Annotated in this window: 12 protein-coding genes; 6 read left to right on the top strand and 6 right to left on the bottom strand. The window is 60.8% G+C overall.

The genetic code is table 11. The annotated features are described in order from the left end of the window. Window positions 1-315: 315 nt before the first annotated feature. On the top strand, window positions 316-1,407 hold the full coding sequence (locus NAV33_RS20010) for a calcium:proton antiporter (protein ID WP_255983340.1): 1,092 nt from the start codon (window positions 316-318) through the stop codon (window positions 1,405-1,407). A gap of 32 nt (window positions 1,408-1,439) precedes the next feature. Beyond that, a complete protein-coding gene (locus tag NAV33_RS20005; protein WP_255983338.1) occupies window positions 1,440-1,946 on the top strand; it encodes a nucleoside 2-deoxyribosyltransferase in 507 nt (168 codons plus the stop codon). Between the two features lies 1 nt (window position 1,947). On the opposite strand, the gene NAV33_RS20000 is transcribed toward NAV33_RS20005, so the two are convergent. Beyond that, a complete protein-coding gene (locus tag NAV33_RS20000) occupies window positions 1,948-3,303 on the bottom strand; it encodes an 8-oxoguanine deaminase (RefSeq protein WP_255983335.1) in 1,356 nt (451 codons plus the stop codon). A gap of 209 nt (window positions 3,304-3,512) precedes the next feature. Continuing rightward, a complete protein-coding gene (locus NAV33_RS19995; protein ID WP_255983333.1) occupies window positions 3,513-4,544 on the bottom strand; it encodes a substrate-binding domain-containing protein in 1,032 nt (343 codons plus the stop codon). A gap of 243 nt (window positions 4,545-4,787) precedes the next feature. Between NAV33_RS19995 and NAV33_RS19990 the strand changes: the two genes are divergently transcribed. Genes NAV33_RS19990 through NAV33_RS19975 form a run of 4 tightly spaced genes read left to right on the top strand, consistent with a single transcriptional unit; the run spans window position 4,788 to window position 9,600 of the window. Then, window positions 4,788-6,137, top strand: a complete 1,350-nt coding sequence (locus NAV33_RS19990) for a uracil-xanthine permease family protein (RefSeq protein WP_255983331.1) — start codon at window positions 4,788-4,790, stop codon at window positions 6,135-6,137. 31 nt (window positions 6,138-6,168) lie between these two features. Beyond that, the gene (locus tag NAV33_RS19985) at window positions 6,169-7,554 is read left to right on the top strand and encodes an amidohydrolase family protein (RefSeq protein ID WP_255983329.1); all 1,386 of its coding nucleotides are present in this window, start codon (window positions 6,169-6,171) and stop codon (window positions 7,552-7,554) included. Between the two features lie 32 nt (window positions 7,555-7,586). Beyond that, a complete protein-coding gene (locus NAV33_RS19980) occupies window positions 7,587-8,294 on the top strand; it encodes a sulfite exporter TauE/SafE family protein (protein WP_255983327.1) in 708 nt (235 codons plus the stop codon). Between the two features lie 49 nt (window positions 8,295-8,343). Then, window positions 8,344-9,600: an OprD family porin gene (locus tag NAV33_RS19975; protein ID WP_255983325.1), complete on the top strand. Its 1,257-nt coding sequence runs from the start codon at window positions 8,344-8,346 to the stop codon at window positions 9,598-9,600. 100 nt (window positions 9,601-9,700) lie between these two features. On the opposite strand, the gene NAV33_RS19970 is transcribed toward NAV33_RS19975, so the two are convergent. Genes NAV33_RS19970 through livH form a run of 4 tightly spaced genes read right to left on the bottom strand, consistent with a single transcriptional unit; the run spans window position 9,701 to window position 13,345 of the window. Further along, window positions 9,701-10,402: an ABC transporter ATP-binding protein gene (locus NAV33_RS19970; RefSeq protein ID WP_255983323.1), complete on the bottom strand. Its 702-nt coding sequence runs from the start codon at window positions 10,400-10,402 to the stop codon at window positions 9,701-9,703. Window positions 10,403-10,404: 2 nt separating this feature from the next. Further along, complete coding sequence (gene livG, locus NAV33_RS19965; RefSeq protein ID WP_255983321.1) at window positions 10,405-11,172, bottom strand: high-affinity branched-chain amino acid ABC transporter ATP-binding protein LivG; 768 nt, start codon at window positions 11,170-11,172, stop codon at window positions 10,405-10,407. Beyond that, entirely contained in the window at window positions 11,169-12,425 is a 1,257-nt protein-coding gene (locus NAV33_RS19960; protein WP_255983319.1) for a high-affinity branched-chain amino acid ABC transporter permease LivM, read from the bottom strand. Before NAV33_RS19960 ends, livG begins: the two co-directional genes overlap by 4 nt. Continuing rightward, window positions 12,422-13,345: a high-affinity branched-chain amino acid ABC transporter permease LivH gene (gene livH / locus NAV33_RS19955; RefSeq protein ID WP_255983317.1), complete on the bottom strand. Its 924-nt coding sequence runs from the start codon at window positions 13,343-13,345 to the stop codon at window positions 12,422-12,424. Before livH ends, NAV33_RS19960 begins: the two co-directional genes overlap by 4 nt. Window positions 13,346-13,373: the final 28 nt, after the last annotated feature.

Here is a 13,373-nt window from a genome sequence, read left to right as displayed (position 1 = left end):
CTCGGCGGCGCATACCAGGGGTGATGACCCACGCCGCTGCGGCTTGGTTGCTGATGGGTTCAGTGTGGCTCACATGGGCAGGAATTGCCGCACGCGGCGATAGGCGTGGGCTCGATAAAGCGTCTGCCCTGAGTAGGCGATCCCAGCGGCAGCGCGGAGACCAATTTAGGGCTGATTCGCAGCGAAACTGTAGAGCAGAAACTCCCTTCCACTTCGATATAGGGGACGTCCCCGCGGATTGTTGGTCTCTTTTTTGTTGTTCCCGTATATGCCGCGGCTTGGTGCGTCGAGGCAGTGAACGTCCGGAGATTGATGATGCTGCATATGCTGAAGGAAGAGAGGTTTCTCGTCGTCGCGCTGCTCGTCGCGGTCCTTGCCTATACGTTCGAAGGCAGCCTGCTGCATGGCGGGCGTGTGATTGCATTGACCGCCGTCGGCGTGCTCGTCGCCACCATCGTACTGGCGTCGATACGCGTCGCGCACCATGCCGAAGTGCTCGCTGAAAAGGTCGGTGATCCCTACGGGACGATGATTCTTACCCTTTCGGCGGTGCTGGTTGAGGTCGTCGTGCTGGGCATCATGATGACCCATGAGCCCTCGCCGACGCTGGTACGTGACACCATCTACGCGGCCGTGATGCTCGATCTCAACGGCATTCTCGGCCTCGCTGCGCTGATGGGCGGCCTGCGCCATGGCGAGCAGTCGTACAACGACGATTCGGCGCGGACCTACAGCGTGATGATCCTGACCGCCATGGGCGTGTCGATGGTCGTACCGGAGTTCATTCCACGCGAAGACTGGCATCTCTACTCGGCCTTTACCATTGGCGCGATGCTGCTGCTTTACGGCGTGTTTCTTCGTATGCAGGTGGGTGCGCACAGCTACTTTTTCAGCTACAGCTACCCGGAGAAGCGTCGGCGTAAAAACAGCCCCGATGTTCCACCTGCGTCAGCGAGTCTTGGTCTGGCGATCGGATTCTTGTGTGCCGGCGTGGTACTCATCGGAGCACTCGCCGAGGTAATGGCCCAAACCCTCGGTGTGGGACTGGAGGGCAGTGGCGCGCCGCCCATGGTGGCGGCCTTGCTGGTGGCGGCGATCTCAGCGAGCCCTGAAATCCTTACCGCGCTGCGTGCGGCGCTGGCCAACCGCATGCAGTCGGTGGTCAATATCGCGCTCGGTGCCTCGCTGTCTACGGTGATTCTTACGGTGCCGGTAATGGAGGCGCTGGCGCTTTACAATGGTCAGCCGCTGCAGATGGCGATGACGCCGCTACAGACCATGATGGTCTTCATTACCCTTATCGTCGCTGCCATCAATTTGAACGACGGCGAAACCAACGCGATCGAGGGCATGACCCACTTCGTGTTGTTCGCTACCTTCATCATGCTGTCGCTGATTGGGCTGTAGCGGCTGCAGCGCCCCGAACAGGAGCTTATGGATTGAACATTTACCTGGCCGGTCCCGGTGTGTTCCGCCCCGACGCACAGGAGCATGGCGAGCGGCTCAAGACGCTTTGCGCGGAGTTCGGCTTCACTGGCCTATATCCGCTGGACAAACAGGTGCCCGCACACATCACTGACACGCGCGAGCAGGCCGCCTGGATCTACCGTGCCAATCTCGAATTGCTCGAACAGGCCGATGCTGTGCTGGCCGACCTCAATTTCTTTCGTGGCGGCGAGCCGGACAGCGGTACCTCTTTTGAAGTCGGCTATGCCGTGGCCCGAGGTAAACCGGTCTTTGGTTACCTGGAGGGAGCCGGCAGCTACGCCGAACGGCTTCGCCACCAACATCCGCAGCTCTGTGGATTGCCCGGCTTCGATTGCGATGGCTTGCAGTTGGAAGCCTTCGACCTGCCGGTCAACCTGATGCTCGGGGTTCCGGTAACCGTGATCACCGGAACCCCGCATGATTGCTTGCAGCAGCTGACAGTAGCATTGCGCCGCTGAATCAGCCTGCCAGCAGCTCCCGCGCAGCCTGGCTGTGATCGGCGATCAGTCCCGCAACGTCGAGTCCCTCGACGTGTCCGTCAACCACTCGCCATTGTCCGCCGACCATGACCCGGTCGGCACGGTCTGCACCACACAAGAGCAGCGCCGAAACGGGGTCATGACTGCCGGAGAAGCGCAGTTCGTCGAGCTTGAACAGCGCGAGGTCCGCTTGCTTGCCGACACTCAACTCACCGATATCGTCCCGACCCAATAGGCGCGCCGAACCTCGCGTCGCCCAGCCCAGTACCCGCTCAGGGGTGATCTGCTCCGCACCATAGCGCAGGCGTTGGATGTATAACGCCTGACGCGCTTCGAGAATCATGTTGGACGCGTCATTGGACGCCGAACCGTCCACACCCAGACCGATGGTCGCGCCAGCAGCTTCCAGGGCCACGGTCGGGCAAATGCCAGACGCCAGGCGCATATTCGAACTCGGGCAATGACAAATGCCGGTGCCGGCAGCCCCAAGGCGTTCGATCTCTTCGTCATTGAAGTGAATGCCATGAGCCAGCCAGGTGCGCTCGGACAGCCAGCCGACACTGTCCAGATAGTCCACGGTGCGCAGGCCGAAGCGCTGCAGGCAGAACTCCTCCTCGTCCAGGGTTTCGGCCAGATGGGTGTGCAGGCGCACGTCGTGTTGTTCGGCCAGCGCGGCGCTGGCGCGCATGATTTCCGGAGTCACCGAAAACGGCGAGCAGGGCGCCAAGGCAATCTGGATCTGCGCGCCGGCACCATGTTCATGATAAGTGCCGATCAGGCGTTCACTGTCGGCCAGAATGGCTTCGGCGGTCTGCACCGTATGCTGCGGCGGCAGGCCGCCATCGGCTTCGCCCAGGCTCATGGAGCCGCGAGTGAGCATGGCGCGCATGCCCAGCTCGCGGACTGCCTCGATCTGCACGTCGATAGCATTTTCCAGGCCGCCCGGAAACAGGTAGTGATGATCGGCGGCGGTGGTGCAGCCGGAGAGCAGCAGCTCAGTCAGCGCAACCTTGCTGGCCAGGGCGAGTCGGTCCGGTGTCAAGCGAGCCCAGACCGGATAGAGCGTCTTCAGCCAAGGGAACAGTGGCTGGTTCACCACCGGTGCCCAGGCGCGGGTCAGGGTTTGATAGAAGTGATGGTGCGTATTGATCAGCCCCGGCAGCACGACGTGCTCGCGGGCGTCGAACGTGCTCTCGACGGGAGTGTTTGGCGTCTGCCCAGCAGCGAGCAGTTCAACGATGACGCCGTTTTCGATCACCAGTCCGCCTGAGGCGTCCTGATCGTTGGCAGTGAAAATGGCGAGGGGATTCTTGATCCAGATACGGCTGGCAGTCATGGCCGGCTTCTCCTGAGTTGAGTTCAGAAATGAGCCAGCTCAGTTATGCCCTGTCTGCTGATCCAGGGGACGTCTAGCGGGGGCCAGACCTGGGCAACACATTAATGGCTTGCGGTCGGGTTGTCACCATGCCGGGCCGAGTAAAGGCGATGGGATGCGCTGTGGACTTCGCTGGGTGCAATCCTCGGGCGCGGTTGCCGTCCGCTGCATCACACAGTCTGGGTGGATACGCGCGGTACCAGGCTTGCCATAGGCGCTGCGACTCGCAGCCGCTTGCCATCACCGTTTATCTGCTCAAATAGCAGGTCGATGGCCAATGCGGCGACCTGCTCCAAATGAAGGTTCAGTGCGGTTAAGGGAGGGTCGCACTGGCGTGCGCGCAAACCGTCGTAGCGCGTTGCAACCTTCACGTCTTCAGGTATGCGTCGCTTGCGCTGCAGCAGTGCCTGGACCGCCCCGATCGCGAAAGCATCGACGGGCACACAGAGTCCGTCCATGTCTGGGTGTGCCTCCAGCATACGCAGGCAGGCGGCCTGGCCAGCCGCTTCGCCACCAGCCTCGTCTGCGTGTTCGATGATGGGGATCTGCCCTCGAGCAGCGCAGAAGTTTTGATACGCGGCGTTCATGTCCAGATAGGAATGCCTGGGCTGGGAACCGATAAGAAGCCCGATACGCCGCGCTCCCTGCGCATATAGATGCTCCAGCAGGAGCTCGCCAGCCTCCTCGCCATGAAGATCGATATAAGCCAGAGGAGGATTCATTTCCGGCTGTCGGCCGATGGACACCAGCGCTACGCCGCGCTTACGCAGCCTTTCTACCTGCGGATCGTCTGCCACCGGCTCGATAATCACTGCGCCATCGATATCCAGGGAATCCAGAAGGTTCTGCGCCTCATCGAGAGGCGGTACCAGAACCATGGCCAGACCTTGACGTAGTGCCGCCTCGGTCGCCGTGGCTGCAATTTCCATAAGAAAACCCAGCCGCGAAGGCCCACCGGCTACAGCGAACGGCATGGAAGAAAGCAACGCGATGGAGTTGGCGCGCCCGGTGCGCAGTCGCTGAGCCCGCAGATTCGGGCTGTAGCCCAAGTTCGCAGCGATCGTCTTGATGCGTGCTCGGGTTTCAGGGTCTACCTGCCCCCTGTCGTTTAGCGCGTGGGAAACGGTCGTTCGGGAGACCCCAGCCGCTTGAGCAACATCGGCGATGGTAAGGCGTCGCGAAGCGGAAGAAGGGTGGGGCATTAACAAATCTCGGCACCGCCGGCATAGGCCGGTCGATAGTAGCAGCCCGAACGACCAGCGGTCGACACACCTCAGTTGACAGGTCCAATTGATCAGACTAAGTTTCACCCAAATCGATTTGGGCAGAATGCCAAATCGATTTTTTGGCACCGGTTCTTACCGTTTCGGTGCAGAAGAATTCAGCAAGACAACGCCCTAAAACAATCAGAACAGCCGGTGCAGCCGGCAACAAAGAGGTGGGTCATGATGGAAAACACCAGCAAACCCGTAACACCTGTTAACGAGCACTTGCCCTGGCGGCAATTGCTGATCTTCGGTGCGCAGCACGTACTTGTAATGGCGGCTTCGCCCATCGCCGCGGTCTTTTTGATGGCGACCGCTCTGGGTTTTTCCAGCGATCTGACCCTGCGACTCCTGAGCGCAACGTTTTTGGTATGCGGGCTTGGGACGTTGGTGCAGTCGCTGGGCTTACGCGGTTGCGGCGCGCGACTGCCGTTCATCATGCTGCCTGGTGGCGCGCCCATCATGCTGTTCATTCTCATCGCGCAGCAGAACGGTCCCGCCACAGCCTCCGGCGCCGTCATCTTGACCGGCGTGTTCTATTTCCTGGTGCTGCCGCTGTTCCGACGCTTGCTGCGCTTCTTTCCATCCGTGGTGGTGGGCACGATGCTCCTGCTGGTGGCGGTCAACCTCGTCAAGCTGTCCGGCAGTCTGATCGTGGGCCAGCCAGGCAGCGAAGGGTTCGCCGAGCCCCAGCAACTCCTGCTCGCCTTCGCCACTATTGGTTTTACCGTGCTGTGCTCGCGGTTGCTGAAAGGAACCCTGGGTCAACTTTCCATTCTTCTCGGTCTGGTGGGCGGGAGCCTACTGGCGGTGGCGCTGGGAGCGTTCGATACCACTCGCCTGACGCTGTTTCCGCTGGTCAGCCTACCTGCTGTGCTTCCCTTCGGCATGCCTCGCTTCGACCTGCTGGCGTCTCTGCCGCTGATGCTTTTCTGCTTGGTTTCCATGGTCGAGGCTACGGGGCAGACGGTCGCCATCAGCGAGGCCGTAGACAAGCCCTTGGATAAAGACCGCGATGTAGTGCGCACCATTCGCGGCGATGCCTTGGCCTCGCTATTGGGCGGCTGTATGGGCACCTCGCTGATCATCACCAGTGGCGAAAATATCGGCGTGATACGAGCAACCGGCGTTCGCTCCCGTTATGTCACGGCGGTCTCCGGGTTGCTGCTGTTGGGCTTCGCCCTGCTGGCTCCCTTGGCCCGCCTGATCGAGGGCGTGCCCGAAGCGGTCGTAGGCGGGACCAGCCTGGTGGTGTTCGCCATCGTCGGCACCATGGGCATCGACATGCTGCGCAAGGTGGATCTGCGCGACCACGGCAACATGTATGTCGTGTCCGTGGCCTTGGCAGTGGGACTGCTGCCCATCCTGGTTCCCGGCGTCTATAGCCACTTTTCTGCCGGGCTCGCCAGCCTGCTGGGAAATGGCGTTGCGATGGGTGCCCTTACCGCAGCGGTGATGAACTTCCTGTTCCACTGCGTGGGCCAACGTCCCGCTGTTCCTGCCGCCGAGCCCTCTCGGGCAAATCCCTAAGTCATCTCTAAGACCCGTTATGGACTCCATCATGAACAATCGTCCCAAAATCGAGCCCGACCAGTTGCTGGCTCCGAATCAGTTGCTAGCGCCTCAATGGCTGTTGCTTCCAGAAGGCCCTCGCAGAGGCCAGGCGGTGCTGGTGGCCGATGGCCGCTTCGTCGAAGTAGGTCCGCTGCCCTTGTTGCAGAGCCGGCATCCAGATCATCAGGTGCTGTATCTCGACAGCCAGCTGCTGATGCCGGGGTTTATCGATACCCATCACCACCTCAGCCAGAGTTTCGGCAAGGGTTTGGTATTCGGCGAGCCATCGGAAATCTTCCGGCGTATCTGGGTCCCGCTGGAGGGCAGCCTGAATGCAGATCTGCTTTACCTCACCGCCAAGCTCGCAGCGCTAGAGGCGCTACGCGGCGGATTCACCACCGTTTGCGATGCCGGAACCCGCGCCGAAGAAGGGCTGGATGCTATAGCCAAGGCCACCGGGGAAGCGGGAATTCGCTGTGTGCTAGCCAGAGTCTGTAATGACAAACGCGGCGTGCAGATATTGGACTCAGGGCCCATCCTGGCCCAGGCCGAACGCCATCTGGCGCAATGGGAAAGCGATCCGCTGATTACTCCATCTCTCGCCATTCCGATTCCCGAGATCGCGACTGACACTACTTTGGCCGCCGTGTATGGCCTGTGCGCCGAAGCCGGCAGAGTGTTCCAGACCCATGTCAACGAGCATCTGGTCGCTGTAGAGCGGTCGCTGGAGCACTGTGGCCTACGCCCGCTCGAGCAATTGCATCGAGCAGGTGCGCTGGGCCCCGCTGCTCTGCTGGCTCACGCCACACTGCTAACCCCGCATGAGTTGATTTTGTTACGCGACAGCGGTGCGGCGGTGAGCTACAACCCGGTCGCCAGCGCCTGGAAAGGCAATGCCGTGGCCCAGGCACTGCTAATGCACGAGCTGGGAATTCCGCTCGGCCTGGGCACGGACGGCACCCGCGGTGACGGCTTCCGCCTGCTGGACTACGCCGAAGCGGCCCAGCGCTTCGCTCATGGCATCGCCGTGGGGGACTCGGTCTGCGGCGGCGGATCGCTCTGGCTCGATATGGCCACGCAGAGTGGCGCCCAAGTCACTGGTTTGAACGACGTCACCGGACGCATCGCTCCAGGGCTCGCGGCGGACTTCTTATTAGTCGACCTGGACGTTCCCGAGCTGATCCCGTCCTGGGATCTGTCGTGGGAACTGGTACGCCTGGTCAACCGCGACCAGATTCAGGCGGTAGTGGTGCAAGGCCGTTTGCGTCTGTGGCAAGGCTGGCCCACCGATTGGGACGCCCGCGCGCTCATGCGCGAAGTGGATGCACTGGCCAGGGACGTGGTCGCGCAGGCCCCTATCCATAAAGTGAACCCCAGCCCGCTGGTTCGCTGACGCTTACATCTTCTAAAAAGTACCGGACTGCCATGCCCATCGAATCTATTTACATCATTGCTTTTGCCGTCGCCGCAGGCGCCCTCATTCAGGGGACCACGGGCATGGGCTTCGCCCTCGTCGTGGCTCCCGTCATGGGGCTACTGGAACCGAAGCTGCTGCCCATCTGCCTGTTGGTATTGATGCTGCCGCTGAACGCCATCATTGCTTGGCGGGAGCGAGACGCCATCGATCTTCGAGGTACTTCCTGGATCACACTGGGGCGGATCTTCGGGACATTCGGTGGCGTCTGGGTGTTGTTCTGGCTGCCGCTATCACAGCTCAACATACTCATCGGCGTGTCCACGATTGCCGCCTGCCTGGCGACCTGGCTGGCGCCTACGTTCGTACCGGGCCGTAGCGCGTTCGTCTCCACAGGCCTCATCACCGGCATCACCGAAACCGCGACCGGAATCGGCGGCCCGCCTCTGGCTCTGGTTTACCAACATTCGCCCGTAGCCACGCTGCGCGGCTCGGTAGCGCTGTGCTTTCTGATTGGCGAGATTGTTTCGTTGGTAGTCCTGGCCGCCGGAGGCCATCTGCATGCGGAACAGTTGTCGCCGCTGTTGGGGCTGTGTGCACCGCTGGCGGTGGGCCTGCTAGCCAGCCACTGGGCTCGAAACATTCTTGATGAACAACGCCTGCGCCGCTTCGTCCTGCTGTTCGCCTTCGTCTCGGGAGCATTGCTTCTCGTGCAATGACTTCGACTCACCGCCTCATTCCATAACAAGCCCAATAAAGGAATCCACCATGTCTCGTCCAAGTTCCCTAATACGCGGGGTGGCCCTGCTGTGCGCCGCTGCCGGGCACGCCAGCGCCGCGACCGCTCTGAGCGACGACGCGCACGTCTCGCTGCTGACGCGTAATTTCTACTTCGATCGCGATTATCACGACTCAGGTGCGCAGCAGAGCCAACGCCAAGAATGGGCCCAAGGCTTCATCTTCAAAGCCTCGACTGGTTATTCACCGGGCACGCTGGCGGTAGGTCTGGATGTGCTCGGTCTGCTGGGCGTCAAACTCGATAGCAGCCCCGACCGCACGGGTAGCGAACTGCTTCCCTATGACCATGACGATGGCCGCGCACCGGATACCTTTGGCCGTCTCGGCGTGACTCTCAAGCTGCGCCTGTCGCAAACCGAGCTGCACATCGGCGAGCTGCTGCCGAGCCTGCCGATCCTTCGCTATAACGACGGCCGCCTTCTACCGCAGACATTCCAGGGCGGCATGCTCACCTCACGGGAATGGGATGGTTTGACCCTGCATGCGGGACAGATCCGATCCTTCAGCCCGCGCAGCGCCGCAGATAGCGAGGATCTTTACGTCTCTGTGGGCGGTCGCACCATGGTTGATGCTCGCTCTGACCGCTTCAACTATCTGGGAGCTGAATACGCCCTCGACGACGATACCCAAATCGGAGCCTGGACCGCTCACCTGGAAGATGTGTACCGCCAGGATTATTACAGCCTCAAACACGCCGAGCGCATCGGTGACTGGTTGCTAGGAGGCACGCTGGGACTGTTTAACGGACGCGAGGATGGCAGCGCGCTTGCGGGCCGCTTGGATAACCAGGCAGCTTCGCTGCTGGTATCCGCCAACCGGGGCGGTCATACCTTCTATCTCGGCTTGCAGCGCATGTACGGCGATGACGGCTGGATCACCATCGATCGCTCTTTGGGCAGCACTTTGGCTAACGACATGTTCGCCAATACCTTCGTCTTCGCCGGGGAACGTTCCTGGCAACTGCGCTACGACTACGACTTCGCGGCTCTTGGCATACCGGGCCTGACGACCCTGGTCCGCTATGGCCATGGCGACCACATCGAGGCGCCCGGGGTACGCAATGGACGGGAATGGGAACGCGATTTCGATATCGCCTACACCATTCAGAGCGGCACGTTCAAAAGCCTCAACCTGCGTTGGCGCAACGCCAGCGTGCGGCGTGATTTCGGCGACACCGATTTCGACGAGAACCGGCTGATTGTCAGCTATCCCTTCGATCTGTACTGATTTGCAGCCTGAAACAGGCGTGAGGTGTAAACCCATTCAGGACGGGGCGTCGAGCATAAAAAAAGCCGGGCGTGTGCCCGGCTTCTTCGGTTCCCTTCGATCAACCGCCCAGATAGGCGTCGCGGACTTTGGGGTTGCTCAGCAGTTCTGCACCGCTGCCCTGCATGACGATATGACCGTTCTCCAGCACGTACGCGCGATCAGCCAGCTTGAGCGCCTGATTGGCGTTCTGCTCAACCAAGAAGATGGTCACGCCATCCTCACGCAGCTGTTCGATGATCTCGAAGATTTGCTGAATGATGATCGGCGCCAGCCCCAGCGACGGTTCGTCGAGCAGCAACAGCTTGGGCTTGCTCATCAATGCCCGGGCGATGGCGAGCATTTGCTGTTCACCACCGGACATGGTGCCGCCACGCTGCTGGAAGCGTTCCTTCAGACGGGGGAACAACAGCAGCACCTTGTCGAGTTGCTCCTGAAAGTCCGCCTTGTTGGTATAAAAGCCGCCCATGGCGAGGTTCTCTTCCACGGTCAGGCGAGCAAAAATGCGTCGCCCCTCCGGCACCACGGCGATGTCCTTGCGCATGATGTCGCAGGTCTGTTGGCCGACCAGTTCGTCACCTTCGAAGCGGATGCTGCCTGTAGACGCCTGCGGCGCACCGCAAAGCGTCATCAGCAGAGTCGACTTGCCGGCGCCGTTGGCGCCGATCAAAGTGACGATTTCACCCTTGCGGACCTCGACGTCGACGTTATGCAGTGCCTGGATCTTGCCGTAGAAGGTCGAGACGTTTTCGAAATACAGCATGGTTACGCCTCCCCCAGATAAGCTTTGATCACGTCCGGATTGTCGCGAATCTGCTCCGGCGTGCCGTCTGCCAGTGGACAGCCCTGGTTGATCACCACGATGTGGTCGGAAATGCTCATGACCAGTTTCATATCGTGCTCGATGAGCAGTACCGTCACATTGTGCGTGTCGCGCAACATGCCGATCAGCGCCTTGAGGTCCTCGGTTTCCTTTGGGTTAAGGCCAGCGGCTGGTTCGTCGAGCATGAGGATGCGCGGGCGCGTCATCATGCAGCGGGCGATCTCCAGGCGGCGTTGCTGGCCGTAGGCGAGCGTGCCAGCCGGGCGGTTGGCCACATCGGTAAGGTTGACCTGTTCGAGCCAGTGCGCGGCAAAATCCATCGCCTCGCGCTCGCTCTGGCGAAACGCCTTGGTCTTCAGCAGCCCAGACAAGAAGTTGGTGTTGAGATGCCGATGCTGTGCCACCAACAGGTTCTCAACGGCTGTCATGTCCTTGAACAGACGAACGTTCTGGAAAGTGCGGACCACGCCCTTGCGGGCGATCTTGTGGCCCGGCAGGCCCTGGATCGCTTCGCCATCGAGCAGTATCTCGCCCGAGGTCGGCTGGTAGAAACCGGTCAAGCAGTTGAATACGGTGGTTTTGCCGGCACCATTGGGGCCGATCATTGAAACCACTTGTTTGTCCTGTACGCTCAGGCCCACCCCGTTGACGGCCAAGAGACCGCCGAAACGCATGGTCAAGCCGCGTACTTCAAGAATCGGGCGGCTCATCGTTTCAGCTCCAGGTGGGGACGTTGCATAGGCAGCAAGCCCTGCGGACGCCAGATCATCATCAGCACCATCATGGCGCCGAACATCAGCATGCGGTACTCGCTGAACTCACGCATCAGCTCGGGCAGCAGGATCATCACAATGGCTGCGAGAATTATCCCCAGCTGTGAGCCCATGCCGCCCAGCACCACAATGGCGAGGATGATCGCCGATTCGATGAAGGTGAACGATTCCGGTGATACCAGGCCCTGGCGCGCGGCGAAGAAGCTGCCGGCGAAACCGGCAAAGCTCGCACCCAAAGTGAAGGCCGAGAGCTTGATCACGGTCGGGTTCATGCCCAGCGCACGGCAGGCGATCTCATCCTCACGCAACGCTTCCCAGGCGCGGCCGATCGGCATGCGCAGCAGGCGGTTGATCACGAACAGGGTCAACAACACCAGCAGCAGGGCAATCAGGTAGAGGTAGATCACCTTGTTGATGGAGGCGTAATCCAGGCCGAAGAACTCATGGAAGGTCTGCATGCCTTCTGCGGCGCGGCGGTCGAACGACAGGCCGAACAAGGTCGGCTTTTCGATGCCGCTGATACCGTTGGGGCCTCCGGTCAGATCGGTCATGTTGCGCAGCAGCAGACGGATGATTTCACCGAATCCCAGGGTCACGATTGCCAGATAGTCGCCGCGCAATCTCAGTACCGGGAAACCCAGCAGGAAGCCGAACAGTGCGGCCATCGCGCCGGCGATGGGCAGGGCGGTCCAGAACCCGAAGCCGTAGTAATGCGACAGCAGGGCGTAGGTATAGGCGCCGACCGCGTAAAAGCCGACGTAGCCGAGATCGAGCAGGCCAGCCAGGCCCACGACGATGTTCAAGCCGAGGCCGAGCATCACGTAGATCAGGATCAGCGTGGCGATGTCCACAGCGCCGCGCGAGCCAAAGAACGGCCAGGCGAGCGCCACCAGGATCAGCCCGATGATGATGTAGCGCTGGGTCGACGGTAGCGTCAGGAAATTTCCGGCTCCGGCAGGAATCGTCGGCAGGTTGGGGCTGGCTGCCCAGCCTGCTGCCAGATGGTGGCGGAACAGTTGCCAGAAGAACATTGCCACGGCGCAGGCGGCGATGATCCAGAAGGTGTTGGCGTCGCTGCCATGAACTTCGAGGCGGATGCCGACGGTGGTGAGTTTCAGGCCGAATATCGGTACCGCCACGGCGAATACCAGCAGCGCGCTGAAAAAGGCGGTGCGCAGATTGCGAGTCATACCTTTTCCACCTCCGGGCGGCCGAGAATACCGGTCGGGCGGAACAGCAGAACGAGCACCAGCAGGCTGAAGGCCACCACGTCCTTGTACTGATCGCCGAAGATGTCGGCACCGAAGGCTTCGGCAACGCCGAGTACCAGGCCGCCGAGCATTGCGCCAGGGATACTGCCGATGCCGCCAAGTACCGCGGCGGTGAAGGCCTTGATTCCGGCCAGGAAACCGATATGCGGATTGATGACTCCGTACTGCATGCTGATCAGTACGGCTGCAATCGCCGCCAGCGCAGCGCCAATGACAAAGGTCAGAGCGATGATGCTATTGGTGTTGATGCCCAGCAGGTTGGCCATCTTGAGGTCTTCGGCGCAGGCGCGGCAGGCACGGCCCAGGCGAGAACGGGAGATGAACATCGTGAGGCCCAGCATGGCGAGGATGGTGACTACGAAGATCAGCACCTGCATGTAGGAAATCACCACGCCGTTCATGGCACTTTCACCGAAGATGAAATTGCCCGGCATCAGGTTGGGAATGGCCTTGTCCTTCGAGTCCTGAGACAGCAATACGACGTTCTGAAGGAAGATCGACATGCCGATCGCGGAGATCAGCGGGATCAGCCGGTTGCTCCCGCGTAACGGCCGATAGGCGACCCGCTCGATGCTGTACCCATAGGCGCTCGTGACGATCATGGCTGCGGCAAACGCACCGATCATCAGAATGGGTAGAGAGTCGAGCCCCATCATCGTAAGCCCGACGATGGCGATGAAGGTGACATAGGAGCCGATCATGTACACCTCGCCATGGGCGAAGTTGATCATGCCGATGATGCCGTAGACCATCGTGTAACCGATGGCTATCAAGGCGTAGGTGCTGCCAACGGTCAGGCCGTTGATCAACTGTTGGAAGTAGTGGTAAAGCTCAGGCATTACGGTCTCCTGAACACCCTGCATCCGT

Source organism: Stutzerimonas stutzeri (assembly GCF_024448715.1).
Classification (GTDB): domain Bacteria; phylum Pseudomonadota; class Gammaproteobacteria; order Pseudomonadales; family Pseudomonadaceae; genus Stutzerimonas; species Stutzerimonas stutzeri_AR.
Note: the sequence above shows the minus strand (reverse complement) of the source record. Positions and strands in the feature narration are given on the sequence as shown.

Bases quoted from the DNA above. Each gene is read 5' to 3' on its own strand.
- NAV33_RS20010 (WP_255983340.1), top strand. From the start codon at position 316: ATGCTGCATATGCTGAAGGAAGAGAGGTTTCTCGTCGTCGCGCTGCTC.
- NAV33_RS20000 (WP_255983335.1), bottom strand. From the start codon at position 3,303: ATGACTGCCAGCCGTATCTGGATCAAGAATCCCCTCGCCATTTTCACT.
- NAV33_RS19995 (WP_255983333.1), bottom strand. From the start codon at position 4,544: ATGCCCCACCCTTCTTCCGCTTCGCGACGCCTTACCATCGCCGATGTT.
- NAV33_RS19990 (WP_255983331.1), top strand. From the start codon at position 4,788: ATGATGGAAAACACCAGCAAACCCGTAACACCTGTTAACGAGCACTTG.
- NAV33_RS19985 (WP_255983329.1), top strand. From the start codon at position 6,169: ATGAACAATCGTCCCAAAATCGAGCCCGACCAGTTGCTGGCTCCGAAT.
- NAV33_RS19980 (WP_255983327.1), top strand. From the start codon at position 7,587: ATGCCCATCGAATCTATTTACATCATTGCTTTTGCCGTCGCCGCAGGC.
- NAV33_RS19975 (WP_255983325.1), top strand. From the start codon at position 8,344: ATGTCTCGTCCAAGTTCCCTAATACGCGGGGTGGCCCTGCTGTGCGCC.
- NAV33_RS19970 (WP_255983323.1), bottom strand. From the start codon at position 10,402: ATGCTGTATTTCGAAAACGTCTCGACCTTCTACGGCAAGATCCAGGCA.
- livG (WP_255983321.1), bottom strand. From the start codon at position 11,172: ATGAGCCGCCCGATTCTTGAAGTACGCGGCTTGACCATGCGTTTCGGC.
- NAV33_RS19960 (WP_255983319.1), bottom strand. From the start codon at position 12,425: ATGACTCGCAATCTGCGCACCGCCTTTTTCAGCGCGCTGCTGGTATTC.
- livH (WP_255983317.1), bottom strand. From the start codon at position 13,345: ATGCCTGAGCTTTACCACTACTTCCAACAGTTGATCAACGGCCTGACC.